The organism is Allostella sp. (assembly GCF_041913585.1).
Taxonomy (GTDB): Bacteria; Pseudomonadota; Alphaproteobacteria; order ATCC43930; family Allostellaceae; genus Allostella.
In genome coordinates, this window is sequence record NZ_JAYSFE010000031.1 from 13650 (window position 1) to 39980 (window position 26331).

General features: G+C 71.7%; 25 protein-coding genes. 14 read left to right on the plus strand and 11 right to left on the minus strand.

Annotation, left to right across the window (positions count from 1 at the left end; all coding sequences use genetic code 11):
• Nucleotides 1-14 precede the first annotated feature (14 nt).
• Nucleotides 15-722: a Crp/Fnr family transcriptional regulator gene (locus ACE3Q3_RS08260; protein WP_374444401.1), complete on the plus strand. Its 708-nt coding sequence runs from the start codon at nucleotides 15-17 to the stop codon at nucleotides 720-722.
• Between the two features lie 78 nt (nucleotides 723-800).
• Here ACE3Q3_RS08260 and ACE3Q3_RS08265 read toward each other — a convergent pair whose 3' ends face one another.
• Genes ACE3Q3_RS08265 through ACE3Q3_RS08275 form a run of 3 tightly spaced genes read right to left on the minus strand, consistent with a single transcriptional unit; the run spans nucleotide 801 to nucleotide 4518 of the window.
• Complete coding sequence (locus ACE3Q3_RS08265) at nucleotides 801-947, minus strand: hypothetical protein (RefSeq protein WP_374444402.1); 147 nt, start codon at nucleotides 945-947, stop codon at nucleotides 801-803.
• Between the two features lie 33 nt (nucleotides 948-980).
• A complete protein-coding gene (gene pepN, locus ACE3Q3_RS08270) occupies nucleotides 981-3584 on the minus strand; it encodes an aminopeptidase N (RefSeq protein WP_374444405.1) in 2604 nt (867 codons plus the stop codon).
• Nucleotides 3585-3600: 16 nt separating this feature from the next.
• On the minus strand, nucleotides 3601-4518 hold the full coding sequence (locus ACE3Q3_RS08275) for a DMT family transporter (RefSeq protein ID WP_374444406.1): 918 nt from the start codon (nucleotides 4516-4518) through the stop codon (nucleotides 3601-3603).
• Nucleotides 4519-4556: 38 nt separating this feature from the next.
• Between ACE3Q3_RS08275 and ACE3Q3_RS08280 the strand changes: the two genes are divergently transcribed.
• Complete coding sequence (locus ACE3Q3_RS08280) at nucleotides 4557-5705, plus strand: MFS transporter (RefSeq protein WP_374444408.1); 1149 nt, start codon at nucleotides 4557-4559, stop codon at nucleotides 5703-5705.
• Nucleotides 5706-5728: 23 nt separating this feature from the next.
• Here ACE3Q3_RS08280 and ACE3Q3_RS08285 read toward each other — a convergent pair whose 3' ends face one another.
• Both ACE3Q3_RS08285 and ACE3Q3_RS08290 read right to left on the minus strand, forming a co-directional pair.
• On the minus strand, nucleotides 5729-6553 hold the full coding sequence (locus ACE3Q3_RS08285; RefSeq protein WP_374444410.1) for a calcium-binding protein: 825 nt from the start codon (nucleotides 6551-6553) through the stop codon (nucleotides 5729-5731).
• A gap of 302 nt (nucleotides 6554-6855) precedes the next feature.
• A complete protein-coding gene (locus ACE3Q3_RS08290; protein WP_374444412.1) occupies nucleotides 6856-7404 on the minus strand; it encodes a DUF924 family protein in 549 nt (182 codons plus the stop codon).
• Between the two features lie 98 nt (nucleotides 7405-7502).
• Here ACE3Q3_RS08290 and ACE3Q3_RS08295 point away from each other — a divergent pair, with 98 nt between their 5' ends.
• Nucleotides 7503-8417, plus strand: a complete 915-nt coding sequence (locus ACE3Q3_RS08295) for a LysR substrate-binding domain-containing protein (RefSeq protein ID WP_374444414.1) — start codon at nucleotides 7503-7505, stop codon at nucleotides 8415-8417.
• A 14-nt stretch (nucleotides 8418-8431) separates the two neighbouring features.
• Here the strand turns inward: ACE3Q3_RS08295 and ACE3Q3_RS08300 are convergent, their stop codons facing one another.
• The 3 genes from ACE3Q3_RS08300 to ACE3Q3_RS08310 form a co-directional block, all read right to left on the minus strand.
• On the minus strand, nucleotides 8432-8980 hold the full coding sequence (locus tag ACE3Q3_RS08300) for a DUF924 family protein (protein ID WP_374444416.1): 549 nt from the start codon (nucleotides 8978-8980) through the stop codon (nucleotides 8432-8434).
• A 74-nt stretch (nucleotides 8981-9054) separates the two neighbouring features.
• On the minus strand, nucleotides 9055-10083 hold the full coding sequence (locus tag ACE3Q3_RS08305; RefSeq protein WP_374444418.1) for a DNA topoisomerase IB: 1029 nt from the start codon (nucleotides 10081-10083) through the stop codon (nucleotides 9055-9057).
• Nucleotides 10083-10934, minus strand: coding sequence for an SDR family oxidoreductase (locus ACE3Q3_RS08310; protein WP_374444420.1), 852 nt, complete (start codon nucleotides 10932-10934; stop codon nucleotides 10083-10085). The genes ACE3Q3_RS08305 and ACE3Q3_RS08310 overlap by 1 nt, the downstream gene beginning before the upstream one ends.
• A gap of 129 nt (nucleotides 10935-11063) precedes the next feature.
• Here ACE3Q3_RS08310 and ACE3Q3_RS08315 point away from each other — a divergent pair, with 129 nt between their 5' ends.
• Both ACE3Q3_RS08315 and ACE3Q3_RS08320 read left to right on the plus strand, forming a co-directional pair.
• The gene (locus ACE3Q3_RS08315) at nucleotides 11064-13106 is read left to right on the plus strand and encodes a TonB-dependent receptor (protein WP_374444422.1); all 2043 of its coding nucleotides are present in this window, start codon (nucleotides 11064-11066) and stop codon (nucleotides 13104-13106) included.
• A 100-nt stretch (nucleotides 13107-13206) separates the two neighbouring features.
• The gene (locus tag ACE3Q3_RS08320) at nucleotides 13207-14406 is read left to right on the plus strand and encodes an ABC transporter substrate-binding protein (RefSeq protein WP_374444424.1); all 1200 of its coding nucleotides are present in this window, start codon (nucleotides 13207-13209) and stop codon (nucleotides 14404-14406) included.
• Nucleotides 14407-14452: 46 nt separating this feature from the next.
• Here the strand turns inward: ACE3Q3_RS08320 and ACE3Q3_RS08325 are convergent, their stop codons facing one another.
• Nucleotides 14453-14953 (minus strand): cytochrome c, encoded by a 501-nt coding sequence (locus ACE3Q3_RS08325; protein WP_374444425.1) that lies wholly within the window; start codon nucleotides 14951-14953, stop codon nucleotides 14453-14455.
• 378 nt (nucleotides 14954-15331) lie between these two features.
• Between ACE3Q3_RS08325 and urtA the strand changes: the two genes are divergently transcribed.
• From urtA to ACE3Q3_RS08355, 6 genes are all read left to right on the plus strand, one after another.
• Nucleotides 15332-16600: an urea ABC transporter substrate-binding protein gene (gene urtA, locus ACE3Q3_RS08330; protein ID WP_374444427.1), complete on the plus strand. Its 1269-nt coding sequence runs from the start codon at nucleotides 15332-15334 to the stop codon at nucleotides 16598-16600.
• 86 nt (nucleotides 16601-16686) lie between these two features.
• Nucleotides 16687-18306 (plus strand): urea ABC transporter permease subunit UrtB, encoded by a 1620-nt coding sequence (urtB, locus tag ACE3Q3_RS08335; protein WP_374444430.1) that lies wholly within the window; start codon nucleotides 16687-16689, stop codon nucleotides 18304-18306.
• Nucleotides 18307-18310: 4 nt separating this feature from the next.
• A complete protein-coding gene (urtC, locus tag ACE3Q3_RS08340) occupies nucleotides 18311-19462 on the plus strand; it encodes an urea ABC transporter permease subunit UrtC (protein ID WP_374444432.1) in 1152 nt (383 codons plus the stop codon).
• Nucleotides 19459-20214: an urea ABC transporter ATP-binding protein UrtD gene (gene urtD, locus ACE3Q3_RS08345; RefSeq protein ID WP_374444434.1), complete on the plus strand. Its 756-nt coding sequence runs from the start codon at nucleotides 19459-19461 to the stop codon at nucleotides 20212-20214. Before urtC ends, urtD begins: the two co-directional genes overlap by 4 nt.
• A 3-nt stretch (nucleotides 20215-20217) precedes the next feature.
• Complete coding sequence (gene urtE / locus ACE3Q3_RS08350; RefSeq protein WP_374444436.1) at nucleotides 20218-20913, plus strand: urea ABC transporter ATP-binding subunit UrtE; 696 nt, start codon at nucleotides 20218-20220, stop codon at nucleotides 20911-20913.
• A gap of 50 nt (nucleotides 20914-20963) precedes the next feature.
• The gene (locus ACE3Q3_RS08355; RefSeq protein ID WP_374444438.1) at nucleotides 20964-21962 is read left to right on the plus strand and encodes a ketopantoate reductase family protein; all 999 of its coding nucleotides are present in this window, start codon (nucleotides 20964-20966) and stop codon (nucleotides 21960-21962) included.
• On the opposite strand, the gene ACE3Q3_RS08360 is transcribed toward ACE3Q3_RS08355, so the two are convergent.
• On the minus strand, nucleotides 21947-23086 hold the full coding sequence (locus tag ACE3Q3_RS08360) for an Ldh family oxidoreductase (RefSeq protein WP_374444440.1): 1140 nt from the start codon (nucleotides 23084-23086) through the stop codon (nucleotides 21947-21949). The two genes, ACE3Q3_RS08355 and ACE3Q3_RS08360, sit on opposite strands and share 16 nt — an antisense overlap.
• Before the next feature lie 121 nt (nucleotides 23087-23207).
• Here ACE3Q3_RS08360 and ACE3Q3_RS08365 point away from each other — a divergent pair, with 121 nt between their 5' ends.
• Genes ACE3Q3_RS08365 through ACE3Q3_RS08375 form a run of 3 tightly spaced genes read left to right on the plus strand, consistent with a single transcriptional unit; the run spans nucleotide 23208 to nucleotide 25423 of the window.
• Complete coding sequence (locus ACE3Q3_RS08365; protein ID WP_374444442.1) at nucleotides 23208-23750, plus strand: acyloxyacyl hydrolase; 543 nt, start codon at nucleotides 23208-23210, stop codon at nucleotides 23748-23750.
• A gap of 17 nt (nucleotides 23751-23767) precedes the next feature.
• Complete coding sequence (locus tag ACE3Q3_RS08370; RefSeq protein ID WP_374444444.1) at nucleotides 23768-24508, plus strand: hypothetical protein; 741 nt, start codon at nucleotides 23768-23770, stop codon at nucleotides 24506-24508.
• A gap of 3 nt (nucleotides 24509-24511) precedes the next feature.
• A complete protein-coding gene (locus tag ACE3Q3_RS08375) occupies nucleotides 24512-25423 on the plus strand; it encodes an aminotransferase class IV (RefSeq protein WP_374444446.1) in 912 nt (303 codons plus the stop codon).
• An 11-nt stretch (nucleotides 25424-25434) separates the two neighbouring features.
• Here the strand turns inward: ACE3Q3_RS08375 and ACE3Q3_RS08380 are convergent.
• On the minus strand, nucleotides 25435-26331 hold an 897-nt coding region (locus ACE3Q3_RS08380), incomplete at its 5' end, for a cyclase family protein (protein ID WP_374444448.1).

The following is a 26331-nucleotide window of genomic DNA, read 5'->3' on the forward strand; positions in this document are numbered from 1 at the left end:
GCCGGGCCACGACCATGACGGCCGAACCCCCCTTTCCCCAGACGCTCGACGGCATCGACCTGCTGGCGTCGCTCTCGGCCGACGACCGCGCCGCCGTCGCCCGCCGCTGCCACTGGCGCCGATTCGCGCCGCAGGGGCAGATCATCGACCGCGACAGCGACAGCCGCGACGTCCTCTTCGTCACCAGCGGCCGGGTGCGCATCGTCAACTTCTCCGCCAGCGGCCGCGAGGTCAGCTTCGACGACGTGCCGGCCGGCGGCTTCTTCGGCGAACTGGCGGCGATCGACGGCGCCGCCCGCTCGGCGACGGTGGTGGCGCTCGAGGACACGATCATCGCCAGCCTGGTGCCGAGCGCCTTCCTCGGCCTGCTGAAGGACCATCCCGAGGTGGCGCTGGCGATCATGCGCCGGCTGGCGGGGATCATCCGCCATTCCAACGCCCGGATCATGGATCTCAGCACCATCGGCGCGCAGAGCCGGGTCTGCGGCGAACTGCTGCGCCTCGCCCGGGCCGAGGATGCGGGCGACGGCGACTGGCGCATCTGCCCGATCCCCCGCCATTCCGACGTCGCCAGCCGCGCCAGCACGACGCGCGAGACGGTGGCCCGCGTGCTGGGCGATCTGGCGCGCCACGGCGTCATCCGCCGCGAGGCCGACGGCCTCCGCATCGCCGAGCCCGATCGGCTGGCCGCGCTGGTCGAGCACTACCAGATGGCCGACTGAGGACGTCTCCCACCGGCGGCGGGCTGCATCAGGTCCGGGCGACCTCGGGATGAGACCAGGTGCGGAAGGCTTCCAGCATCATGGCCGCCCGCGGGCGATTGCCGCGCGGGCTGGCGCGAAGGCTGCGGTCGCGTCGATGAAGGCAGACCGCGGCGTCGTCATGCGCGTGCGGATCTCGTCGGCCAGGACGGCCAATGCCAGCTCCCGCTCGCGCTCGTCCCGCATCGTCGTCCGTTCCTCGTCCCGTTTCATTCCGTCTCACCCCGCCAGCGACAGGTCGACGATCTCGCGGCAGTCCGGCGAAAGCGTCGGGACCGCGGCGATCCGCTCCATCTCGGCGCGCATGCGCGCCTGGCGCGCCGGGTCGAAGCGGCGCCAGCGGCCGAACGCCTTGAGCAGGCGCGCGGCGACCTGCGGGTTCTGCGGGTCGAGGCGCAGGATCTGGTCGGCGACGAAGGCGTAGCCCGAGCCGTCGGCGGCGTGGAAGCGGAGCGCGTTGCCGGCGAAGCCGCCGACCAGCGCATAGATCTTGTTGGGGTTGCCGTAGGAGAAGGCGGGGTGGTCGATGAGCCGGCGCACGGTCGCCAGCGTGTCCGGCAGCGACGAGCCCGCCTGCAGTCCGAGCCACTTGTTGAGGACCAGCGCGTCGCCGGCATGGCGGTCGTGGAAGTCGGCCAGCGCCGCCGCGCGCTCGGGCGTGTCGAGCTCCGACAGCACGGCCAGCGCCGCGAAGCGATCGGTCATGTTGTCGGCGGCCTGGTACTGCGCCATCGCCTCGGCGGGCCCGTCGACGGTTGCGAGGTAGGCGAGGGCGAGGTTGCGCAGGGCCCGCCGGCCGGCCGAGGCGGCGTCGGGCGCGAAGGGGCCGGCCGGGGCCGCGCGGGCGACGCGCAGCCGGTCGCCGAGGCCCCGGGCGACCGCGCGGCGCAGCCCTTCGCGGGCCGCGTGGACGGCATCGACGTCGATCACCGCCATCTGCTCGGCCAGATAGAGCTCGCCCGGCAGCGCCAGCAGTTCGGCGGCGAAGGCGGGATCGTCCGCCGCGGCGTCGTAGGCGGCGGCCAGGGCGGCGACGAACGCGTCCGGCGCCGGGGCGGCCGGTCCGGCGGCGATGGTGGCGAGCAGGAGGCGGGTGGCGAAACTCTGCGCCGCCTCCCAGCGCTGGAAGGGATCGGCGTCGCCCCGCATCCGGAGCGCGAGGTCGGCCTCGCTTTCCGGGTTCTCGACGACGACCGGCGCGGCGAAGCCGCGGTTGATCGACAGCACCGGCGGCGCGGCGACGCCGACGAAGCGCCAGGTGTGGCTGGGCTCGGTCATCTCCAGCACGCGCGAGGTCCCCTGCGGCCGGTTCTCGCCCTCGAGCTGCAGCGGGATCTCCTGCCCGTCCCGGCCGACGAGGCCGAGCCGGACCGGGATGTGCAGCGGCAGCTTCTCCGGCTGGCCCGGCGTCGGCGGCGTGCGCTGGGTCACGGTCAGCTCGTAGGTGGCGGACGCGGCGTCGTGGCGGCCGGCGACGGCGAGACGCGGCGTGCCGGCCTGGCCGTACCAGCGCAGGAACTGGCGCAGGTCGCGGCCGTTGGCGTCGGCCATGGCGGCGACGAACTGGTCGCAGGTCGCGGCCTCGCCGTCGTGTCGCCGGACATAGAGGTCCATGCCGCGGCGGAAGCCGTCGCGGCCGAGCAGGCCCTCCAGCATCCGGATCACCTCCGCCCCCTTCTCGTAGACGGTGGCGGTGTAGAAGTTGTTGATCTCGAGGTAGCTGTCGGGGCGGATCGGGTGGGCGAGCGGCCCCGAATCCTCCGGAAACTGCCGGGCGCGCAGCACCCGGACGTCCTGGATGCGCTTGACCCCGCGCGACCGCTCGTCGGCGGTGAACTCCTGGTCGCGATAGACGGTGAGCCCCTCCTTGAGGCTGAGCTGGAACCAGTCGCGGCAGGTGATGCGGTTGCCCGTCCAGTTGTGGAAATACTCGTGCGCGACGATCCCCTCGACGTTGGCGTAGTCGAGGTCGGTCGCGGTCGCGGGGTCGGCCAGGATGAAGCGGTCGTTGAAGACGTTGAGGCTCTTGTTCTCCATCGCGCCCATGTTGAAGTCGGACACGGCGACGATGTGGAAGACGTCGAGATCGTACTCGAGCCCGTAGGTCTCCTCGTCCCAGCGCATGGAGCGCTTGAGGGCGTCCATGGCGTAGCCGGCGCGACCCTCCTTGCCGTGCTCGACCAGGATCTTGAGTGCGACCGGGCGGCCGGAGCGGGTGACGAAGCGGTCCTCGACGACCGCGAGGTCGCCCGCGACCAGCGCGAAGAGATAGCCGGGCTTGGGGAAGGGATCCTCCCACACCGCCTCGTGCCGGCCGTCGCCGAGGTCGCGGGCGGCCACGAGGTTGCCGTTCGAGAGCAGGATCGGGAAGCGGGCGCGCTCGGCCCGGATCGTGGTCCGGAAGACGGAGAGCGCGTCGGGCCGGTCGAGCGACCAGGCGATGCGGCGGAAGCCCTCGGCCTCGCACTGGGTGCAGAAGACGCCGTTGGAGACGTAGAGCCCCTCGAGGGCGGTGTTGGCGGCGGGCCGGATCGCCCCCTCGACGACGAGCGTGAAGGCGTCCGGCACCGCGGGCAGGGTGAGATGGGACGGGCCGAGGCGGTATTCGCCCTCGGCGAGCGGCCTGCCGTCGAGGGCGACGGCGAGCAACTCCATCTCCTCGCCGTCGAGGACGAGGGGCGCCGACGCCGGCCCGGCGCGGCGGACCTGCATCTCGGCGCGCACCCGCGTCCGCTCCGGCACGAGGTCGAAGGCGAGGTCGATGCGCTCGATGCGGAAGTCGGGCGGACGATAGTCGGAGCGCAGCGTCGGCTGTGGGGTCATGGCGGCGTCTGGCCTGTCAGGCTGGTGGGCGGCCGAGCGCGGCGCGTTCGGCGCGGCGCCGGGTCTCGCGATAGGCGATGTAGATGCCGCTGGAAATGATGATGGCAACCCCGACCCAGGTCCAGACGTCGGGCAGATGCCCGAAGATGTAGTAGCCGAGCACCGTGGCGACCGCGATCTGGCCGTAGTTGAAGGGGGCGATGACCGAGGCCGGTCCCCACATGAAGGCGCGGGCGACGAAATAGTGGCCGAAGCCGCCGAGTAGCCCGAGCGACAGGAAGAGGGCGGCGTCGAGCCAGGAGTGCGGCCAGATCCAGAAGAACGGCACCACCAGCGACATGACGAGCGTGCCGGCGACGCCGCTGTAGACGACCGAGGTCTCCGGCCGGTCGATGGCCGACACCCGCTTGGTCAGGATCTGGTAGAGCGCATAGGTGCTGGCGCTGCCGAAGAGGAGGATCGCCTCGGGCGGCACGGTGCCCGACCCCGGCCGGGTGACCACCAGCGCTCCGGCGAAGCCGACGACCACCGCCGACCAGCGGCGGATGCCGACCTTCTCGCCCAGCATCGGGCCGGAGAGCGCCGTGACCATGAACGGCGCGAGGAAGGTGATGGCCGAGGCTTCGGCCAGCGGCACGAAGGCGATGCCGGTGAAGAAGCACAGCATCGAGGCGAGGTGCAGCACCGACCGCGCCGCCTGGGCGCCGGGCCGCTGGGTGCGGAACAGCGGCCGCAGCCCGGCGCTCGGCGCGAACAGCAGCAGCATGAACAGGAAGTGGCCGGTCGTCCGCGCCCAGATGATGGCGAACGGGTGGTAGTCGGCGTTGAGGTACTTGACGAAGGCGTTCATGACCGGCAGCACCGTCGCCGCCAGACACATGAACAGGATGCCGCGCAGGATGTTGGTCCCGAGCTTTTCCTGCGCGACCGTCATCGCCGGCCGTCCCGGCTGTCCGGCGCCGCGGGGCTGAGGTGGCAGCGAACGCGGTGGCGATCCGCATCGCCGTCTTCTATGCGGCCATCTTCACCGTGATCGGCCTGCGGATGCCGTTCTGGCCGGTCTGGCTCGCGGGGCGCGGCCTCGATCCCGGCGAAATCGGGATCGTGCTCGCGGTCGGTTCCTGGATGCAAGTCGCCGCGGCTCCCTGGGTCGCCTCGCGGGTGGATCGCCGCGGGGAACGGCGCAAGGTCCTGGCGATCCTAGCCGCCGCGGCGGCCCTGGGCTACGCCCTGTTCGACCTCGCCGACGGGTTCCTCGCGGTCCTCGTCGTCGCCGGGCTGGTGGCGGCCGTGTTCACGCCGATCCTGCCGCTCGGCGACAACATCGCCATGCTGGCGGTCTCCCGCTACGGCATCGACTATGGGCGGGCGCGGCTGTGGGGGTCGATCAGCTTCACGATTGCGGCGACCGGCGGCGGGCTGGCCATCGCCGGCCAGTCCGAGCGGGTGCTGTGGCTGATCGTGGCGGCGGTCGCGGCGACGGCCGGGGCGGCCCTGCTGCTGCCCGACATCCGCACCCGGCGCCAGCGCGACCGCATCGGCGCGCTCCGCGTGCTCCTCGCCGACCGCCGGTTCGTCGCGTTCCTCGTGACCGCCGGCTGCCTGCAGTGCAGCCACGCCATGATCTACGGCTTCGGCACCCTGCACTGGCAGGGGGCGGGGCTCTCGGCCGGCTTCGTCGGCTTCCTCTGGGCGGAATCGGTGGTGGCCGAGATTCTCTTCTTCGTCTGGGGGCGCGACGTCCTGGCCCGCATCGGGCCGCTCGGCCTGCTCGCCGCCGGCGGCGCGGCCGGGCTCGTGCGCTGGCCGCTGACGGCGCTGGGGTCCGATCCCCTGACGCTGGCCCTGCTGCAGCCGCTGCACGCCGCCACCTTCGGCGCCGCGCATCTCGGGGCCATGACCTACATCGCGCAGACCGTCCTGCCCGAACGCTCGGCGACCGCCCAGAGCCTGCACAGCGCGATCGCCGGCGGCATCGCCTTCGGCATCGCCATGCCGGTCGCCGGCGTCCTCTACGGCCAGTTCGGTGGCGCCGGCTTCGCCGCGATGACGCTGTTCTCCGCGGCCGGCCTCGTGGGCACCTGGTGGCTGTGGCGGACGCCGGGCCCGGGTGGTCCGTAGTCGGGGACCAGCAGTATCCGGGGTCAGTAGTAGTCGACGACGAACGGGTCGGGCGAGCCCGGCGGCCGCTCCACCAGCTCGTCGACGCCGACCCCGGTGAAGGTGACCGTGTTGCCGCCGCCGAGATCGAGCACGGCGTCGCCGTTGGCGTTCGTGGACAGGCGTCCGCGCAGCGCGTCGGGGTCGTCGATGCCGGTGCCGTTGACGCCGGGTTCGACGATGATCCGGTCCCGGTCCGGGTCGAAATCCGTCACCACGTCCTTGCCGGAGCCCGACCCGAAGACGAACGTGTCGCGATCGTCGCCGCCGGTGAGCCGGTCGTCGTCCGGACCGCCGACGAGGGTGTCTCGTCCGGTGCCGCCGTCGAGCGTGTCGTTCTCGTGGCCGCCATAGAGAGTGTCCGAATCCTGGTCGCCATGCACCTCGTCGGGGCCGGGGCCCGAGAACACGAGGTCGTCGTTGCGGCCGGCGAAGATCCGGTCGGCATGCTTGCTGGGATCGGCGCCGACGCCCCGCTCCGGGGCGGTGAGCAAGCCGTCGCCGAAGATGGTGTCGTTCTCGGTCCCGCCGAAGATCAGGTCGTCGTCGAGATCGCCGTAGAGCAGGTCCCTCTCGCCGCCGCCGACCAGCGTGTCGTTCTGCGCCCCGCCGTGAAGGGTGTCCAGGTTGTCGCCGCCGAACATCCAGTCGTCGCCGCCGTTGCCGTTCGCCCAGTTGCGACCGGGTCCGGTGTCGACGGTGTCGTTCTGGGCGCCAGCCGAGATCGTGTCGTCGCCGTCGAAGGCCGGGTCGGGCCCGAAGACTGGGCCGATGACGTCCGGGGCCGGCGTGCCTTTCACCTTCGCCATGGTCGTTCCCTTTCCCTGATGGAGCGGTTGCGGGGCACCTGGCGGGGCCGCGCTGGTCGGGCTCCTGCAACTCCGTCGCGCGGCGCGATCGAGGAGTTCAGTCAGATCGCGGATTCGTGTCGTCGCTCGCGGCGGGCGCCGGTTCCCCGGGAAGCGTGCCGGCGAGCGCCGGGGCGGGCGTGGCCGATCTCCGACCGGCCTGGCGGACGGCTTCGGACCAGAGAGGCCGCTGGCCGGCGGCGGCGGCGAGGCTCACCGGCTCCACCCAGCCCGCCGCCCCCAGCCACCACAGGCGGCCCGGGTCAACCGGCAAAGCCGCCTTCGTCGAGGAAGCGCCGCTCGTCGGGCGTGGTGGTGCGGCCCAGGATCGGGTTGCGGTGCGGGAACCGGCCGAAGCGCCGGACGATGTCGCGGTGGCCCTCGGCATGGCCGAGGCTGGGCTGGCCCAGGCCGCGCGCCAGCGCGACCGAACGTTCCTGGTCGGCCGGGTCCTCCGAATGGCCGAAGGGCAGATAGAAGAAGAGGCGCAGGCCGGGGGCGACGTGGCGGTCATGCCCCGCCGCAACGGCGGCACTCGCGATCCGGCGAGCCGCGGGGTCCGTCGCATACATGGCCGGCGTTCCGCGAAAGGCGTTCCGCGGGTACTGGTCGAGCAGCAGGACCAGGGCCAGGGCGCCGTCAGGGCTCGCCGTCCAGCCGTCATGACCGCCCGCCGCGGCAACGGCATGGTCGGCGGCGAAGCGGGCCGCGAAGGTGCGGTCGAACGCCGGGTCCTTGGCGAACCAGCGAGCGGGTCCAGCGTCGCGCCAGAACGCGACGACGGCGACGGCTTCGGGCGGAGTGGGGGTCATCCTGGTGCTCCTCGGTGCCGGGGGCGCCGGGACGGGCCCCCTCTCCGGGAGTGATGCCGGTTCCAGGTCGATGAGACAAATGATACGATTTCACAGATATGCTGAATCAGATCGATCTATCCCGGACGGACCTCAACCTGCTGCTGCTGTTCGAGGTCGTGCTGGCCGAACGCCATGTCGGCCGGGCCGCCGCCCACCTGAACCTGTCGCCGTCGGCGGTCAGCCACGGGCTCGGCCGCCTGCGGCGCCTGCTCAACGATCCCCTGTTCCTGCGCACGCCCAAGGGCGTGCAGCCGACGACGCGGGCGCTGGAACTGGCAGTGCCGATCGCCGACATCCTGGCGCGCGTCCGCGGCGTGGTCGCCGGAGCCGCCCCCTTCGACCCGATGCGTTCGCGCCGCCACTTCCGGGTCGCCGCCCCGGACGGGGTCGCGGCGGTGTTCCTGCCGGGTGTGGCCGCAGCGGTCGCCCGCGAGGCCCCCGGCATCGACCTCGCCCTACGCCCGATGCGGGTCGAGACGGCGCTGGCGGATCTGGAGAACCGGCAGAGCGACCTGGCGGTCGGTCCGATCGATCCGGTGCCGGCCCGGTTCGCCCACGAGACCCTGTTCGAGGAGAGCTTCGTGGTGGCCGCCCGGGCCGACCATCCCTTCCTGTCCGATCCGTCGCTCGACCGCTATTGCGGCGCGCGGCATCTGCTCGTCTCGATCGAGGGCGGAACCCACGGCTATGTCGACCAGGAACTGGCGAAGCTCGGACGCCAGCGCCGGGTGGTGCTGACAGTGCCCGCGTTCGCGATCGCCCTGTCGCTGCTGCCCGGCAGCGACCTCCTGGCGGCCCTGCCGAGCCGGCTGGTGGCCCTCCATGGCCCGCGGTTCGGGGTGCGCGGGGTAGCGGCGCCGCTGGCGCTCCAGACTTTCCCGATCCGGGTCGTCGCGCCGCGCGTCGCGCTGATGGATGCCGGGCTCGACTGGCTGTTCCGCTGCATCGCCCGCGTGGCGCCCGCAGGTTGACCCGCGCCGCCGGATCAGCCGGCGAAGCCCCCTTCGTCGAGGAACTGCTGCTCGTCGGCCGTCATGGTCCGGCCCAGGATCGGGTTGCGGTGGGGAAAGCGGCCGAAGCGACGGACGATGCCGCGGTGGCGCTCGGCATGGTCGCGGTGCGGCTGGCCGAGGGCGCCGATCAGCGCCACCGAACGGTCCTGGTCGGCCGGGTCCTCGGAATGCGCGAAGGGCAGGTAGAGGAAGAGCCGCAGGTCCGGCGCGATCGCCCGGTCGTGGCCGGCCGCGAGCGCCGCCGCCGCCGCCTGGCGCGCCTTCGCGTCGGTCGCGTACATCGCGGGCGTGCCGCGGAAGCAGTTGCGCGGGTACTGGTCGAGCAGCAGGACCAGCGCCAGCGCGCCCTCGGGCGTCACCAGCCAGCCGTCGAGCGCACCCGCGGCTGCGGACCGGTGCAGTGCGCCGAAGCGGTCGGCGAAGGCCCGGTCGAACGCTTCGTCCTTGGTGAACCAGCGGTCCGGGCCGGCATCGCGCCAGAAGGTGACGACGGCGAGGGCATCGGCGGGCGTGGTCGGCATCGGGGACCTCGTGCGGCGGCGCTGCGGCGGGGGCCAGCAATGCCCCAACGGACGCCGGGATGCCAGCCCGTGTCCTATGCCCCGTCGGGCGGGCGCTCGCGATCGAGCCGCGCGAGGAGCCGCAGCATCGCCCGCTCGTCCGGCGGCCGGCCCGGCAGGCGGCCCGCGGCATAGGCCTCCAGCACGCCCGGATGGATATAGCACTTGCGGCACACGGCGGGCGTGTTGGCGAGGTTGGCGGCAACCCGGCGGACGCACTCCAGCACCGTGCGCCGCGCCTCCCCCTCGGTCTCCGGCCGCGTCTCGGCGGCGAGATGGCAGGCTGCGAGGAGCGTCGCGGCCCAGGTCCGGAAGTCTTTGGCGGTGAAGTCCTGCCCGGTCACCCGCGCGAGATAGGCGTTGACGTCCTCCGAGCCTACGGGATGGCGATCGCCCGCGGCATCGAGATACTGGAAGAGCCGCTGCCCCGGCAGTTCGCGGCAGGCGGCGACCAGCCTGGCGACGCGGCGGTCGCCGAACTCGGCCGCTTGCCGACGTCCGCCCTTGCCCCGGAACTCGAGCCGGATGCGGCTGCCCTCGACGGCGGCATGGCGCTTGCGCAGGGTCGTCAGCCCGTAGGAGCCGTTCTCGGCCGCGTAACGGTCGTTGCCGACGCGGACCAACGTGCCCTCCAGCAGTCGCACGACGCCGGCGACGACCTTCTCCTTCGTCAGTTCGGGCCGGGCGAGGTCGCGCGCGACCGCCGCACGGAGCGCCGGCAGGGCGCGGCCGAAGGCGCGCATCCGACTGAACTTGGCGGCATCGCGTACGGTCCGCCAGTCGGGGTGGTAGCGGTACTGCTTGCGGCCGCGGGCATCGCGCCCGGTCGCCTGGAGATGGCCGCGGGGATCGGCGCAGATCCACACCGACCGGTAGGCGGGAGGAACCGCCAGCTTGCGGATACGGCCCAGCGTCGCCCGGTCGCGAATCGGCCGGCCGGCCGGATCGCGGTAGACGAAGCCGGGGCCGGCGGCGTGCCGCGCGATGCCGGGCTCGTCGTCGGAACTGTGGACGAGACCGGCGGCCGCGAGCGTCTCGGCCGGCCCGCCGCCGCGATCGGGCATCAGCCGTTGACCGGCGTCCCGCCGTTGGGATGGAGGACCTGGCCGGTCATGTAGGACGCGTCCTTGCTGGCGAGGAAGACGTAGCAGGACGCCGCCTCGTGCGGCTGCCCCGGCCGCTTCATCGGCGTCGCGCGGCCATGCTCGGCCACCCGGTCGGGCGGAAACGACGCCGGGATGAGCGGGGTCCAGATCGGCCCCGGCGCCACGCCGTTGACCCGGATGCCGCGGCCGACCAGGGCGTCCGCCAGCGAACGGGTGAAGGCGACGATGGCGCCGCGCGTCGCGGCATAGTCGATGAGGTGGCCGCTGCCCTTGTAGGCGGTGACCGAGGTCGTGTTGATGATCGCCGACCCCTCCCGGAGGTGCGGCAGCGCCGCCTTGGTCAGGAAGAAGCAGCCGAAGACGTTGGTGCGGAACGTCCGCTCGAGCTGGGCCGCGTCGATCTTCGTCAGGTCGTCCTGCGGGTGCTGCTCGGCGGCGTTGTTGACGAGAATGTCGAGGCGGCCGAAGCGGGCGAGGACCGCCGCGACGGCCTCCCGGCAGAACGCCTCCGAGCCGATGTCGCCGGCCCGCGTCATGGCCTGGCTGCCCTCGGCCTCGACCAGCTCGACCGTGTCGATCGCATCCCCATGCTCGCGCGGGGTGTGAAGGAGGGCGATCCGGGCGCCCTCGCGCGCCATGGCGACCGCGACGGCCCGGCCGATGCCGCTGTCGCCGCCGGAGATCAGCGCGACCTGGCCGGCGAGGCGGCCGGCGCCGGGGAAGCGCGGCGCGTGGTCGGGCGCGGGGTGCATGTCGGCTTCGAGGCCGGGCTGGGTCGGCTGCGACTGGGCTGGAAGGGTGTGGCTCAAGGGAGGCTACTCCGCCGGGCTGTGTCCTTTCGGGCCAACCCGCGACCGAATGGATCGTTCCGCGAGCGCTTGGCGCTACACGTGATGTTATGTCATAACAATTCAGGCGATGTATTCCTGGGGGCAAGGATGGCGAAGCGGCGAGTGGGTCTGGGCGGCGGAGCGATCGCGGTCGCCGCGGGGCTTCTGGCGGCGGGCGGGGCTGCGGCGCAGATGGTCGAGGGCGGGGCGGTCAATCTCGGCTCGATCCTGGTGACGGCGCCGCTCGGCCAGTCCCGCTCCGACGTCGTCGAGGGGAATGCGGTGCTGGAGGGCGAGGCGCTCGACCGCGCCCGGGCGGCGACCATCGGGGAAACGCTGCGCGGGGTGCCGGGGGTCGCCCAGACCGGCTACGCGCCGGGCGCCAGCCGGCCGGTCATCCGCGGCCAGTCCGGCCCGCGGGTGCGGGTGCTGCAGAACGGCCTCGACACGTTCGACGCCTCCACGGTCAGCCCCGACCACGCGGTGGCGGCACCGATGGCGGGCGTCGAGCGCGTCGAGGTGCTGCGTGGGCCGGCGACCCTGCTCTATGGCGGCGCGGCGGTGGGCGGCCTCGTCAACGTGATCGACGGCCGCATTCCCGAGCGGCGGCCCGCCGGCGGCGTCGCCGGCATCGCCCGGTTCGAGTACGGCACTGCGGCGCGCGACGCGCAGGGCTTCGCCGCGATCGACGGGGCGATCGGGCGCAACCTCGTGCTCCACGCCGAAGGCTTCGCCGGAAGCGCGTCGGACTATGCCGCGGGCGGGCGCGAGGGGCGGGTCGAGAACAGCTTCGTGCGCTCGAAGGGCGGGGCGGTCGGCGCCAGCTATGTCGGCGACTGGGGCTTTCTCGGCCTATCGGTCTCCCGCTTCCAGACGCGCTACGGCATCCCGTCCGGCGGCCACGTCCATGCCGAGGACGACCATGACCACGACCATGAGGACGAGGACGGCCACGAGCACGAGGAGGAGGCAGCCGAGGAGCGCGTCGCGATCGACATGCGCCAGACGCGCTACGACGCCCGGTTCGGCATCCGCGAACCGCTCGCGGGCGTCCGCGAGCTGCGCGGCCGGATCGGCTTCGCCGACTACGAGCACAAGGAGATCGAGAACGGCGCCGCCGGCACCCAGTTCCGCAACCGGAGCTGGGAGGGCCGCCTCGAAGCCGAGCATGCGCCGCTGGGCGGGCTGACCGGCATCGTCGGCATCCAGGGCGGCCGGCGCGACTTCAAGGCCGAGGGCGAGGAGGCGTTCATCCCGCCGACCGTCACCGACAGTTGGGCCGGCTTCCTGCTCGAGCGCTACGAGCTGGGGTCGTGGATCTTCACCGCCGGGGCCCGCCTGGAGCAGACGCGGGTCGAGGCGGCCGCGCTCGCCCGCGAGCGAAACTTCACGGGCATCAGCATGTCGGCCGGCGCGACCTATCGGCTGGGCGGCGGCTGGCAGATCGGCGCCTCGCTGTCCCGGACCGAGCGGGCGCCGACCGCCGAGGAGCTGTTCGCCAACGGTCCCCACCTCGCGACCGGCTCGTTCGAGGTCGGCGATCCGAACCTCCGCAAGGAATCGGCCTGGAATGCCGAGCTGTCGCTGCGCCGCCGCGTCGGCGACGTGACCGGGGGCGTCAACCTCTTCGCCGCGCGCTACGACAACTTCATCTTCGGCGACCTGGCGGGCGGCAGCGTCGACGGGCTCGACCTCGTGCGCTACCGGCAGACCGACGCGGACTTCCGGGGCATCGAGCTCGAGCTCGGTTGGACGGCGCTGCGCGGCGACGGCTGGACGCTGGCCTTCGACGGTCGCGCCGACTTCGTGTGGGCGGAGCAGCGGGGGGCGGGGACGCCGCTGCCGCGCATCCCGCCGGTCTCCTACACCGTCGGCACGACGGCCGACTTCGGCCGGCTGACGTTGCGCGGCGAGGTCCAGGGCGCGCTCCGCCAGGACCGCACCGCACCCGGCGAGACCGAGACCGGCGGCTACACCGTTCTCAACGCCGACATCGCCTGGCGGCCGCTGCCGGACGAGGACGGGCTGACCCTGCGTCTCCAGGGCCGCAACCTGACCGACGCCGAGGGTCGCAACCACGTCTCGCCACTGAAGGACGTGACGCCCTTGCGCGGGCGCGAGGTGCGGCTGGTCGGGGAGGTGCGTTTCTGAGGGGCGGAAGAAGGATGCCGGGCGGCCGCCGATCGGCTAGAAGGGCGGCGGCCGCCCCTCGGCTCTCCCCCGGGGCGAGGCCTCGGATGGAGGAAGAGCGATGAGAAGGATTTGGGCGGCAGCCGCGCTGGCGGCGGCCCTCGGGCTGGCGCTGCCGGCCGCGGCGCAGGATCAGGTGAAGATCGGCGTCCTCAACGACCAGACCGGCCTCTACGCCGAGTTCGGCGGCCTCGGGTCGGTCGAGGCGACGAAGATGGCGATCGAGGATTTCGGCGGCAAGGCGCTGGGCAAGCCGATCGAGGTCGTCGCCGTCGACCACCAGAACAAGCCCGACATCGCCGCCGCGACGGCCCGCAAGTGGTACGACGCCGACGGCGTGACGGCGATCGCGGACCTCACCAACTCCGCCGTCGCGCTGGCCGTGCAGGCGATCGCCAAGGAGCGCGGCAAGATCGCCCTCTTCTCCGGCCCGGCGACGACGCGGCTGACCAACGAGGACTGCTCGCCGACCGGCTTCCACTGGGTCTTCGACACCTATTCCCAGGCCTACGGCACGGCGCGCGCGGTGCTGGCCGAGAAGGGCGACACCTGGTTCCTCCTGGTCGCCAACTATGCCTTCGGGCACCAGATGGCGAAGGACCTCGAGACCATCGTCACCTCGGGCGGCGGCAAGGTGCTGGGCAATGTCCGGCATCCGATCAGCAACGCCGACTTCTCGTCCTTCCTGCTGCAGGCGCAGTCGTCGAAGGCCAAGATCATCGGGCTCGCCAACGCCGGCCAGGACACCATCACCACGGTCAAGCAGGCGGCCGAGTTCGGCATCGTCGAGGGCGGCCAGAAGCTGGTCGGCCTCGTCATCGTGCTGAGCGACGTCCATGCGCTGGGGCTGGCCTCGTCCAAGGGCCTCCTGACCACGATGGCCTTCTATCACGACCGCGACGAGGCGAGCCGCGCCTGGTCGAAGCGCTATTTCGCCCGCACCCAGAAGATGCCCGGCATGATCCAGGCCGGCGTCTACTCCTCGGTCCTGCACTATCTGCGCGCGGTCGAGGCGGCCGGCACCACCGACGGCGCCAAGGTGGCGGCGAAGATGCGCGAGACGCCGGTCGACGACTTCTTCGCGCCGAAGGCGAAGATCCGTCCCGACGGCCGGCTCGCCAACGACATGTACCTGGTCGAGGTCAAGGCGCCGAACGAATCGAAGGCGCCGTGGGACTATTTCAAGGTGCTGCGCACCATCCCGGCGTCGGAGGTGACGATCCCCCTGGCCGAGAGCAAGTGCGAGCTCGTCCGGAAGTAGCCGGCCCGCAGGGTGGGGGAGGGGCGGCGGCGCCCCTCCCGCCCGCTCACTTCGGCACCACCACCGTCATGTAGGGGGCCTTGGCCGGCTGCCCGGCGCCGACCGGCTCCGGCACCTTGTTGGCGACCGGCTTCAGGCTCTTGAGATAGGCGGCGAGCGCCCGGGCGTCGCTGTCGTTGAGCGCCGCATAGGCCCGCCAGGGCATCGCCGGGGCCAGTTCGCGCCCGTCCGGACGCACCCCCTTGCGCACCGCCTTGACGATGTCCGCCTCGCTCCACTTGCCGAGGCCGGTGTCGCGGTCGGGGGTCAGGTTCGGCGGATAGAAGATGCCGAGCCCCGGAATCTCGAAGCCGATCGATTCGCCGGCGAGGAACCGGCTCGCGTCGGGCTTGCCCGTGAAGGCGCCCGGCATGTGGCAGCCGCCGCAGTCCATGATGGCGGCGAGGTACTTGCCGCGGGCGATGCGGTCCTGGGCATGGGCGGAGCCGGCGGCGGCGAGCAGCGCGGCGGCGGCGAGCGCGGCCGCGGCGGTTCGGGTCGGGATCATCGGCAGGTCCTCGGGTCTGGCGCTTGGCGGAAACGAGTCGGGCCACCGGTCCCGGCAGAGACAGGCGGCCCGCAATCGTCGTCGCGAGCCCCGGATCGGTTCTGCCCGCCGACGACGGCTGCGACAGAATGGCGCTCTCCGCCGGCGCGTCGCAAGCATTGCCCGCCCTGGGGCAGTTGCATTCGGCACTGCCGAAGCAATGCACAATTTATGGGCGAAATCGCGACAAGCGCGGCCCCGAGCCTGCCCGATCGCCTCCCGCGTTCGTTCCGCGCCGGGATGGCACATCCCTTGCTGCCTTGCAGCATACGGGCGTGACCAGCCGCAGAGGGAATTCGGCGGCGGCACCCGTCCGGGAGATTGGGGACGAGGACAGCCATGAAGATAGGCACCAAGAGCTTTATCGCCGGCGCCGCGATGGCGGCGGCCACCCTGGCCGGGCCGGCGCTGGCCCAGGACACGATCAAGGTCGGCGTCCTGCATTCGCTCTCGGGCACGATGGCCATCAGCGAGACGACGCTCAAGGACGTCATGCTGATGCTGATCGACGACCAGAACAAGAAGGGCGGCCTGCTCGGCAAGAAGCTGGAGGCGGTGGTCGTCGACCCGGCGTCCAACTGGCCGCTGTTCGCCGAGAAGGCGCGCGAGCTCATCAGCCAGCAGAAGGTGTCGGCGGTGTTCGGGTGCTGGACCTCGGTCAGCCGCAAGTCGGTGCTGCCGGTGTTCGAGGAGCTGAACGGCCTGCTCTTCTATCCCGTCCAGTACGAGGGCGAGGAATCGTCGCGCAACGTCTTCTACACCGGCGCGGCGCCGAACCAGCAGGCGATCCCCGCCGTCGACTACCTGATGAGCGAGGAGAAGGTGGTGCGCTGGGTGCTGGCCGGCACCGACTACGTCTATCCGCGTACGACCAACAAGATCCTCGAGTCCTACCTCAAGTCCAAGGGCGTGAAGTCCGAGGACATCATGATCAACTACACCCCCTTCGGCCATTCCGACTGGCAGTCGATCGTCGCCGAGATCAAGAAGTTCGGATCGGCCGGAAAGAAGACCGCCGTCGTCTCGACCATCAACGGCGACGCCAACGTTCCCTTCTACAAGGAGCTCGGCAACCAGGGCGTCAAGGCGACCGACATCCCGGTCGTCGCCTTCTCGGTCGGCGAGGAGGAACTGGCCGGCATCGACACCAAGCCGCTGGTCGGCCATCTCGCCGCCTGGAACTACTTCATGAGCGTGAAGACGCCGGAGAACGACGCCTTCATCAAGGAGTGGCAGGCCTTCATCAAGAACCCGAAGCGGGTGACGAACGATCCGATGGAGGCGCACTACATCGGCTTCAAGATGTGGGTGCAGGCGGTCCAGCAGGCCGGCACGACCAACGTCGACGCCGTGCGCCAGGCGATGTACGGCCAGAAGGTCAAGAACCTGACGGGCGGCGTCTCGGTGATGGGCGTCAACCACCACATCTCCAAGCCCGTGCTGATCGGCGAGATCAAGGCCGACGGCCAGTTCAACACGGTGTGGAAGACGAAGGGTCTGGTCGCGGGCGCGGCCTGGTCGCCCTACATCCCCGAGTCCGCCAAGCTGACCGCCGACTGGACCTACCCGTGGGTCTGCGGCGGCTGCGAGAAGCCGAAGTTCCAGTAGCTCCGGCCGCCCGGGTCGGCACCAAGCCGGCCCGGGCGCCCCGGTTTCCGCGATCCCGCCCTTCGGCAGCGAGACGGACCCCACCCATGTTCTCGTTCCTGCGCGGCCTGACCCTCGTCCTCGCGATCGGCCTCTCCGCCCTCGCCGCCACGGCGCCCGCCCAGGCGACGAGCGATCTCGCGGCGGCACTCGCCGCGCTCGCCGGCGACGACTATTCCGCCAAGGGCGAAGCCATGGAGACGCTGGCGCGGTCCGGCGACGCACGCGCCGCGGCCGCCCTCAAGGCCCTCTCCGAAGGCCGTCTCTTCCTTCGCCGCGCCGACCAGCGCGTGGTCATCGCCGCCACGGCCTCGGGCGGCGCGCTCACCGATGCCGCCACCGGGGCCGCCGCCGGCGCCGCCTCCGACCGCGACCTCGAGGCGGCGAACCTGAACAACCGGCTGCGCCGCCAGCTCTCCGGTCTCCTCGGCGGCCTGACGCTCACCGTCGGCAGCCGCAGCGAGCGGATCGCGGCCGCCGACGCCCTCTTCAAGCAGCGCGACCCGGCCGGCCTCGCGCCCTTGACGGCGGCGATCGCGCAGGAGAAGGACGCCGACGTCCGCCGGGCGATGGAGACGGCGCGGGCGGCGATCGTCCTCGTCTCCGACAGGCCGGAGGCCGATCGGGTCGCGGCCGCCGCCGTCGTCGGCGCGCGCACCGACCGCGAGGCGCTGGGCCTGCTGCTGTCGGCGGCCAACGGCGCGCCGCCGGCGGTGGCGGACGCCGCCCGCACCGCGGCGGCCGCCATCCAGCGGCATCTGGCGATGCTCGACTACGCCCAGAACCTCTATTACGGCCTGTCGCTCGGCGCGGTGCTGCTGCTGGCCGCGGTCGGCCTCGCCGTCACCTTCGGCGTCATGGGCGTCATCAACATGGCGCACGGCGAGATGGTGATGCTCGGCGCCTACACGACCTTCGTCGTCCAGGAGCTGTTCCGGACCCAGGCGCCGGGCCTGCTCGACTATGCGCTCTTCGTCGCCCTGCCCGTCGCCTTCCTCTTCACGGCCGCGGTCGGCGCCGTGCTCGAGCGCTCGGTCATCCGCTGGCTCTACGGCCGCCCGCTGGAGACCCTGCTCGCCACCTGGGGCCTCAGCCTCGCCATCCAGCAGGCCGTCCGCAGCGTCTTCGGCCCGACCAACCGCGAGGTGTCGAACCCGTCCTGGATGTCCGGCGCGGTCGATTTCTACGGCCTGACGCTGACCTGGAGCCGGCTCTGGATCATCGTCTTCGCGATCCTCGTCTTCGTCCTGCTGCTGGTCGTGCTGCGCCGGACGGCGTTCGGGCTGCAGATGCGCGCGGTCACCCAGAACCGGCCGATGGCGAGCTCGATGGGCATCCGCACCCACCGCGTCGACGCCATGACCTTCGCGCTCGGCTCGGGCGTCGCCGGCATCGCCGGCGTCGCCCTGTCGCAGATCGACAATGTCAGCCCCAACCTCGGGCAGGCCTACATCATCGACAGCTTCATGGTCGTGGTGTTCGGCGGCGTCGGCAACCTCTGGGGCACGCTGGCCGGCGCGCTGACGCTCGGCATCGCCAACAAGATCCTGGAGCCGGTGGCGGGCGCCGTCCTCGGCAAGATCATCATCCTGGTGCTCATCATCCTCTTCATCCAGCGGCGCCCGCGCGGGCTCTTCGCGCTGCGCGGGCGCGCGGTGGAGGCGTGACGCGATGCTGACCCGTCGCCTCCTCGCCGGCTGGCCCGGCATCCTCTTCCTCCTGGTGCTGGCCGCCGCCGCCGTGCTGGTGCCGTTCGCCAACCTGGCGCTGCCGCCGTCCTCGCCCTGGCACGTCCCGACCCATCTCGTCGTGCTCGTCGGCAAGTGGCTGTGCTACGCGCTGCTCGCCATCGCCCTCGACCTCGTCTGGGGCTATTGCGGCATCCTCTCGCTCGGCCACGGCGCCTTCTTCGCGCTCGGCGGCTATGCCATGGGCATGTACCTGATGCGCCAGATCGGCACCCGCGGCGTCTATGGCCATCCGCTGCTGCCGGACTTCATGGTCTTCCTCAACTGGAAGGAGCTGCCCTGGTACTGGTGGGGCTTCGACCAGTTCTGGTTCGCCGCCGTCATGGTGCTGGCCGTGCCGGGCCTGCTGGCCTTCGTCTTCGGCTGGTTCGCCTTCCGCTCGCGGGTGACGGGGGTCTATCTCTCGATCATCACCCAGGCGCTGACCTTCGCGCTGATGCTCGCCTTCTTCCGCAACGACATGGGGTTCGGCGGCAACAACGGCCTGACCGACTTCCGCGAGATCCTGGGCTTCGCGGTGCGCGACCAGGGCACCCGGGCGGCGCTCTTCGCCGCCACCTGCGTCGCGCTCGCCGGCGGGTTCCTCGTCGCGCGCTGGATCGTCGCCTCGCGCTTCGGGCTGGTGCTGGTCGCAATCCGCGACGCCGAGAGCCGCACCCGGTTCCTCGGCTACCGGGTCGACCGCTACAAGCTCTTCGTCTTCGTCGTCTCGGCGATGATGGCCGGCGTCGCGGGCGCGCTATACGTGCCGCAGGTCGGCATCATCAATCCCGGCGAGTTCGCCCCCACCAACTCGATCGAGGCGGTGATCTGGGTCGCCGTCGGCGGCCGCGGCACGCTGGTCGGCGCAGCACTCGGCGCCGTCGTCGTCAACGCCTTCAAGACCTGGATGACGGGCGCGATGCCGGAGGTCTGGCTCTTCGCCCTGGGCGCGCTCTTCGTCACGGTCACCCTCTTCCTGCCGAAGGGCATCCTGGGCACGCTCGGCGCGATCGGCCGGCGCCGGGCGCTGCCGGCCGCCGCGGAACGACCGGTGCCGGCCGATCAGCCGGTGCCGGTGGAGCAGGGCCGATGACCGCGCCGGTCGAGACCACGGCCATCCTCTATGTCGACGGCGTTTCGGTGTCGTTCGACGGCTTTCGGGCGCTGAACGGCCTGTCGCTCTTCATCGAGCCGGGCGAGATGCGGGCGATCATCGGTCCGAACGGGGCCGGCAAGACGACGATGATGGACGTCGTCACCGGCAAGACCCGGCCCGACGCCGGCACCGTGCTCTTCGCCGGCCAGCACGACCTGTCGCGCCTCGACGAGGCGGCGATCGCCGAACTCGGCATCGGCCGCAAGTTCCAGCGCCCGACCGTGTTCGAGATGCATACGGTCTGGGACAACCTGGTCCTGGCGGTGAAGCAGCCGCGCAGCGTCTTCCGGACGCTGGTCGCCCGCATGACCGGGGCGGAGCGGGACCGGCTGGAGGAGATCCTGGCGATCACCCGCCTGACGGACCTCCGCCACCGTTCCGCCGGCACCCTGTCGCACGGCCAGAAGCAGTGGCTGGAAATCGGCATGCTGCTGGCGCAGGAGCCGGCGCTGCTGCTGGTCGACGAGCCGGTGGCCGGCATGACCGACGCCGAGACCGAGCAGACGGCCCAACTGCTGCGCGACATCAACCGCACCCGCTCGGTCGTCGTCGTCGAGCACGACATGAGCTTCGTCCGGGCGCTGGGCGTCCGGGTGACGGTCCTGCACGAGGGCTCGGTGCTGGCGGAGGGCTCGCTCGATGCCGTCAGCGCCAACGAGCGCGTCGTCGAAGTCTATCTGGGACGCTGAGCCATGCTGACGGTCGAAGCCATCGACGTCCATTACGGGGCCGCACAGGCGCTGAAGAAGGTCTCGCTCGCGGCGCAGCCCGGCCGGGTCACCTGCGTCATGGGCCGCAACGGCGTCGGCAAGACGTCGCTGCTGCGTGCCGTCGCCGGGCATCGGCCGACGAGTGGCGGGCGCATCGTCTGGGAGGGCAGGGACCTCGCGGGCATCCCGCCCTACGAGCGGGCGCGGCGCGGCATCGCGCTCGTCCCCCAGGGGCGCGAGATCTTCCCGCTGCTGACGGTCGAGGAGAACCTGCGTACCGGGTTCGCCTGCCTCGCCCGCCGCCAGCGCACCATTCCTTCGGAGATCTTCGAGCTCTTCCCGGTGCTGCGCTCGATGCTCGGCCGGCGCGGCGGCGACCTGTCGGGCGGCCAGCAGCAGCAGCTGGCGCTCGCCCGCGCGCTCGTGATGCGCCCCCGGCTGCTGCTGCTCGACGAGCCGACCGAGGGCATCCAGCCCTCCATCATCAAGGATATCGGCCGCGTCATCGGTCATCTCCGCCAGATCGGCACGATGGCGATCGTGCTTGTCGAGCAGTACTTCGATTTCGCGCGCGAGCTCGCCGACGACTTCGTCGTCATGGACCGCGGCGAGGTCGTGCTGTCGGGCGAGGGCGCGGCGATGGACGAGACGGCCGTGCGACGCTATCTCAGCGTCTAGACGGGCTTCCCGCGACCCTCCAGCGACCCTCTCCCGGGCGGAGACATCCCATGCGCATCTGCATCTACGGCGCCGGCGCCGTCGGCGGCAATTTCGGCGCGCGCCTGGCGCGTGCCGGCATCGACGTCACCCTGATCGCCCGCGGCCCCCATCTCGCCGCCGTCCAGGATCGCGGCCTGACGGTGCTGGCGGGCGAGGAGCGCATCCATGTCCGCCCGTTCGCCACCGACGATCCGCGCCGGGCGGGGGCCCAGGACGCGGTGATCGTGACGCTGAAGGCGCCGGCGCTGCCGGGCGCGGTCGCGGCGATGCAGCCCTTGCTGGGACCCGAGACCGCCGTCGTCTTCGCCACCAACGGCGTCCCGTGGTGGTACTTCCACGGCCACCCCGGTCCGGCCGCAGAGCGCCGCCTCGCCCGCCTCGATCCCGAGGGCATCCTCTGGGACCGGCTGCCGATCGCGCGCGCTGTCGGCTCGGTGGTCTATTCCGCCAACGAAGTCGTGTCGCCCGGCACCGTCGTCAACAAGTCGCCCAAGCGCAACCGGCTGCTGCTGGGCGAGCCGGACGGCAGCCGCACGGCTCGTATCGCGGCGATCTCCGAGGCCTGCACGGCGGCCGGCATCGACGCGCCCGTCGTCGCCGACATCCGGGCCGAGGTCTGGATCAAGCTGATGGGCAACCTCGCCTGGAACCCGATGTGCGCGGTGACCGGCCTGACCATTCCCGAGATCGCCGGCGACCCGGCCTTGCGGCCGATCGCGCTCGGCGTCCTGAAGGAGGGACAGCGGGTGGCCGAAGCCCTCGGCCTCACCCTCGACACCGACGCCGAGACGCGGCTCGCCAACATCCAGAAGCCGGGCCCCGGCGGCGCCCACCGCCCGTCGATGGCCCAGGATTTCGAGCTGAAGCGGCCGACCGAGCTCGACGCCATCGTGCTCGCGGTCCAGGACTTCGCCCGCGAACTGGATATCCCCACCCCCAATCTCGACGCCGTCGCGGCGCTCACCGTCGGCCGCGCCAAGGCGCTCGGAATCTATCCCAGGGGGTGAGGGCCGGCCGCCTGTCCGAACAGCAGGAACGGCGCGCCGGCGCGCGCGGCGATGGCGCGGACATGGTGGACGAGCTTGACCGGCATCGGGATGCCCTCGACCCGACGGCGGTCGTAGTGCGCCCATTCCGGGTCGCCGGCGACGAGCACGGGCTGCGCCGGGTCGACCGGCGGCGCCCGGCGCAGGAGGTCGAGCATCTGGTCGAGTTCGTCCTCGAATGCACCGTCGGGGCGAAAGGCGCGCGGGTCGAGGGCGAGGAAGAAGTGCCCGACATCGTCGTAGGGCGTGGCCTTCGCCCGCGGATCGGTGTCGGCGGTGCCGCAGTAGATGGCGCCGGAGAGCTGGGTCGACAGGATCTCGATCATCGCCGCCAGCCCGTAGCCCTTGTGGCTCGCCATCGCGGGCAGACCGCCCAGCGGCGTCACCCCGCCCTCGACGCGGCGCAGGCAGAACTGCCGGGCCTCCTCGGCATCGGTCACCGGCCGCCCGGCGCCGTCGACGACCCAGCCCGCCGGCACCGGCCGGTCGTTGAGCCAGCAGAGATTGACCTTGCCGACCGCGACCGTGCTCGTCGCCATGTCGAGGACGAACGGCCGGTTGCGCCGCGTCGGCGCCGCGAAGGCGATCGGGTTGGTCGCGAACATCGCGTTGCGGGCGCCGGTCGGCACGACGCAGCGGGTGCGCGACCCGGTTCCCGTGACGCCGATCAGGCCCGCCTCGGCGGCGCGCAGGGCATAGGTGCCGGCGGCGCCGTAGTGGTTGCTGTTGCGCACCGCGACCAGGGCGACGCCCATGCGCCGCGCCTTGGCGATGGCGAGGTCGATCGCGGCGAGCGAGGGGAAATGGCCGAGGCCGCCGCCGGCATCCATCAGTGCGGTGACCGGCGTCTCGCGCAGGATCGCGGGCCGCGCCCGCAGCGCGAGCCGCCCGGCCCGGAGCCGTTCCTCGTAGATGATGAGCATCGTCACGCCGTGGGAATCGATGCCGCGCAGGTCGGTGTCGACCATCGCGCCGGCGGTCGCCTCGGCGATCTCGGCATCCATGCCCCAGGCCGCGAGGATGGCGACGATCTGGCGGTGCAGGCGCTCGGCGGCGACGACGGGAAGCCCGGGAGACGTGTCCATGCGGCCACTATGCCGACGCGAAGCGGTCGCGACAACGCGTCCCGATCCTGCGATCGGTTGACAGGATCACCCTGCAACGTACGGTGATTTCAGGACGAATCATCTTCGCAAGGGGGCTGGGATGAGGGCAGCGATTCCGATGGTGCTGGCGCTCGGCGCGACGCTGGCGGCGGCCGTGCCGGCTGCGGCGCAGATCGTGTCCGAGATCAAGGTCGGCGCCGCCTATCACGACCCGCCGATCTTCGGTCCGCGCAAGGAGCGCAAGGGCTTCGACGTCAACGGCGAGGTGCTGTTCACCTCGCCCGGTTTCCTCCGCGCGCTGTGGGCGCCCAGGCCGCATCTCGGCCTCCAGGTCAACGTGGCCGGGGAAACGAGCCAGGCCTATGCCGGCCTCACCTGGCAGTACGATTTCGCCAGCGGCCCGTTCGTCTCCGGCAGCCTCGGTCTCGCCATCCATGACGGCGAGACCGACACCGACCGCAGCGACCGCAAGGCGCTCGGCGGGCGCGTGCTGTTCCGTGAGGCGATCGAGGTCGGCTACCGCTTCGGCGCCGAGCGGCGGCACGCCGTCTCGCTGATGCTGTCGCATGTCTCCAACGCCGGCATCTACGAGCGCAACGAGGGCATGGACACGATCGCCGCGCGGTACGGCATCCGATTCTGAACGAGGCGGGCCCGCCGATGCCGGGAGGCGCCGTGCGGCGCATCGCCATGTGGTCCGGACCGCGCAACCTGTCGACGGCGCTCCTGCGGTCCTGGGGCAACCGCGCCGATGCCTGGGTGGTCGACGAGCCGCTCTACGCTTTCTATCTCGCGCGCACCGGCAAGGACCATCCCGGCCGCGACGCCGTCATCGCCAGCCAGCCGACCGACTGGCGGCCGGTCGCGGCGCGGCTGGTCGGGGAAGTGCGGCCGGGCCTCGGGATCTTCTACCAGAAACACATGGCCCACCACCTGCTGCCCGAGGTCGGCCGGGACTGGATCGACGGCCTCGCCAACGCCTTCCTGATCCGCGATCCGCGGGCGGTCGTCGCCTCCTATGTCCGCGCGCGCGAGACGGTGGCGCTGGAGGATCTCGGCTACGCGGTGCAGGCGGAACTGTTCGAGCGCGAGGCGCGGCGCACCGGCCGCATCCCGCCGGTGATCGACGCCGCCGATGTCCTGGCCGATCCGGCGGGCGTGCTGGCCGCGCTCTGCCGCGCCCTCGCGGTGCCGTGGGACCGGGCGATGCTGTCCTGGCCGGCCGGTCCGCGCGACAGCGACGGCGTCTGGGCGCCGCACTGGTACGAATCCGTCTGGCGCTCGACCGGCTTCGCGCCGCCGCGCGCCGAGCCGGTCGAACTGCCCGACGCGCTGATTCCGCTGGCGGCGGCGGCCGAGCCATATTACCGCCTTCTCCACCGCCACCGATTGACCGGGTGACCGATGGTCCAGGGATCGCAGGGTTTCGTCGAGGATCCGCGCAACGACCGCGTCCTCCTCTACGTCAACGGCGACATGGTTCCCCGCCGCGACGCGACGGTGTCGGTCTTCGATGCCGGCTTCGTGCTGGGCGACGGCGTCTGGGAGGGGTTCCGTCTCGTCCGCGGCAAGGTCGCCTTCCTCGACCGCCACCTCGACCGGCTCTACGAGGGCGCGGCGGCGATCGATCTCGACATCGGCATGGACCGGATGGCGCTGGCGGGCGCCCTCTACCGCACCGTCACCGCCAACGACATGCAGGACGGCGTGCATATCCGTCTGATGGTGACGCGCGGCCTCAAGCGGACCCCCAACCAGGACCCGCGCTACACGGTCGGTGCGGCGACCGTCGTCATCGTCGCGGAATGGAAGGAGCCCAATCCCGAGGTCAAGAAGAAGGGGCTGCGCCTCTTCACCTCGACCATCCGCACGACGCCGCCCGACATGTTCGACATGCGCATCAACTCGCACAGCCGCCTGCCGCTCATCACGGCGCTGATTCAGGCGCTGAAGGCGGGGGCCGACGAGGCGCTGATGCTGGACCCGCACGGCTTCGTCGCCAGCTGCAACGCCACCAACTTCTTCATCGTCCGCCGCGGCGAGGTCTGGACCTCGACCGGCCGCTTCTCGTTCAACGGCATCACCCGGGCGAACGTGATCGCGCTCGCCGAGGCGAACGGCATCCCGATGCTGCAGAAGGACTTCACCCTGGCCGAGGTCGCGACCGCCGACGAGGCCTTCGTCACCGGCACCTTCGGGGGCGTCACCCCGGTATCGGCGGTCGACGGCCGGGTGATCGGCGGCGGTCCCGGCGGGCCGGTGACGCAGCGGCTCGACGCCCTCTACCGCGACCTACTCGCGGCCGAGGGCGCCTGACCGCCTTGCGCTCAGGTGATCGCGACGGGGCAGCCGGTCGAGCCGGTCGCGCCCTTCATCGGCACCGGCGTGAAGGAGTAGACGAAGCGGTACTTCCGGTCCGCCGCGAGCGCCTCGAAGTTCAGGTTCTCGTGGAAGAAGATGCCGTTCTTCGTCTGCATCTCGGCATGGACCGGGAAGGCCAGGCTCTTGTCCGGATTGGGGATGACCTCGACCGGCCACGAATCGGCCCCGACCACGGAAACGTTGCGGCCGACGAGCCAACGGCCCGCCTCCAGCCCGATGCCCGGGCAGCCGGCATTGTAGCGGTCGTTGTTCTTCATCCACAGGCTGCCCCAGCCGGTGTGGAAGCCCACCATCGCGCCCTCGGTGATGTCGTCCTCGCGCATCTGCTGGCGGGCGAGCGCGGCCCGGATGTCGGCGACCGTGATCTCCTGGCCGGCATCCATCATCCCGCCCTTCAGGCCGACCATGTCGATCAGGACGCCGATGGTGAAGAGCGGGTTCAGCTTCTCCACGCCGAGCTTCTTCAGGCCGTAGGCGTCGGCGATGTCCTGCTCGCTGTGGCCGTTGTAGTAGCGGATCTCGTTCTTGTCGCCGTCGCGGCCGAGCTGCAGGCCGATATGGCCGAGACCGTCGAACTGGGTGCCGACCTGACCGACCTCGGTCGCCACGAACTCGTCATGGTAGACGAGCTTGTTGGCGCCGAACGGGCCGCCCGTCGGGGCGCCCGGAATGCGCAGTGCGAAGGCGCGGGCGCCGAACATCGGCATCCCCGTCTCGTAGGTGCGGCCGAGCTTGTACATGCGGCCGTCGCGGATCGACTGGGCGGCGCGCAGCACGTTGGCGGGCGTCATCCAGTTGCTGGCGCCCTTCTCGTCGTCGGCGCCCCAGCGCGACGGCCACCA

What these genes read in the sequence shown, in the direction of transcription:
- ACE3Q3_RS08260 (WP_374444401.1), top strand. Translation starts at nt 15, where the DNA reads ATGACGGCCGAACCCCCCTTTCCCCAGACGCTCGACGGCATCGACCTG.
- ACE3Q3_RS08265 (WP_374444402.1), bottom strand. Translation starts at nt 947, where the DNA reads ATGCGGGACGAGCGCGAGCGGGAGCTGGCATTGGCCGTCCTGGCCGAC.
- pepN (WP_374444405.1), bottom strand. Translation starts at nt 3,584, where the DNA reads ATGACCCCACAGCCGACGCTGCGCTCCGACTATCGTCCGCCCGACTTC.
- ACE3Q3_RS08275 (WP_374444406.1), bottom strand. Translation starts at nt 4,518, where the DNA reads ATGACGGTCGCGCAGGAAAAGCTCGGGACCAACATCCTGCGCGGCATC.
- ACE3Q3_RS08285 (WP_374444410.1), bottom strand. Translation starts at nt 6,553, where the DNA reads ATGGCGAAGGTGAAAGGCACGCCGGCCCCGGACGTCATCGGCCCAGTC.
- ACE3Q3_RS08290 (WP_374444412.1), bottom strand. Translation starts at nt 7,404, where the DNA reads ATGACCCCCACTCCGCCCGAAGCCGTCGCCGTCGTCGCGTTCTGGCGC.
- ACE3Q3_RS08295 (WP_374444414.1), top strand. Translation starts at nt 7,503, where the DNA reads ATGCTGAATCAGATCGATCTATCCCGGACGGACCTCAACCTGCTGCTG.
- ACE3Q3_RS08300 (WP_374444416.1), bottom strand. Translation starts at nt 8,980, where the DNA reads ATGCCGACCACGCCCGCCGATGCCCTCGCCGTCGTCACCTTCTGGCGC.
- ACE3Q3_RS08305 (WP_374444418.1), bottom strand. Translation starts at nt 10,083, where the DNA reads ATGCCCGATCGCGGCGGCGGGCCGGCCGAGACGCTCGCGGCCGCCGGT.
- ACE3Q3_RS08315 (WP_374444422.1), top strand. Translation starts at nt 11,064, where the DNA reads ATGGCGAAGCGGCGAGTGGGTCTGGGCGGCGGAGCGATCGCGGTCGCC.
- ACE3Q3_RS08320 (WP_374444424.1), top strand. Translation starts at nt 13,207, where the DNA reads ATGAGAAGGATTTGGGCGGCAGCCGCGCTGGCGGCGGCCCTCGGGCTG.
- ACE3Q3_RS08325 (WP_374444425.1), bottom strand. Translation starts at nt 14,953, where the DNA reads ATGATCCCGACCCGAACCGCCGCGGCCGCGCTCGCCGCCGCCGCGCTG.
- urtA (WP_374444427.1), top strand. Translation starts at nt 15,332, where the DNA reads ATGAAGATAGGCACCAAGAGCTTTATCGCCGGCGCCGCGATGGCGGCG.
- urtB (WP_374444430.1), top strand. Translation starts at nt 16,687, where the DNA reads ATGTTCTCGTTCCTGCGCGGCCTGACCCTCGTCCTCGCGATCGGCCTC.
- urtC (WP_374444432.1), top strand. Translation starts at nt 18,311, where the DNA reads ATGCTGACCCGTCGCCTCCTCGCCGGCTGGCCCGGCATCCTCTTCCTC.
- urtD (WP_374444434.1), top strand. Translation starts at nt 19,459, where the DNA reads ATGACCGCGCCGGTCGAGACCACGGCCATCCTCTATGTCGACGGCGTT.
- urtE (WP_374444436.1), top strand. Translation starts at nt 20,218, where the DNA reads ATGCTGACGGTCGAAGCCATCGACGTCCATTACGGGGCCGCACAGGCG.
- ACE3Q3_RS08355 (WP_374444438.1), top strand. Translation starts at nt 20,964, where the DNA reads ATGCGCATCTGCATCTACGGCGCCGGCGCCGTCGGCGGCAATTTCGGC.
- ACE3Q3_RS08360 (WP_374444440.1), bottom strand. Translation starts at nt 23,086, where the DNA reads ATGGACACGTCTCCCGGGCTTCCCGTCGTCGCCGCCGAGCGCCTGCAC.
- ACE3Q3_RS08365 (WP_374444442.1), top strand. Translation starts at nt 23,208, where the DNA reads ATGAGGGCAGCGATTCCGATGGTGCTGGCGCTCGGCGCGACGCTGGCG.
- ACE3Q3_RS08370 (WP_374444444.1), top strand. Translation starts at nt 23,768, where the DNA reads ATGCCGGGAGGCGCCGTGCGGCGCATCGCCATGTGGTCCGGACCGCGC.
- ACE3Q3_RS08375 (WP_374444446.1), top strand. Translation starts at nt 24,512, where the DNA reads ATGGTCCAGGGATCGCAGGGTTTCGTCGAGGATCCGCGCAACGACCGC.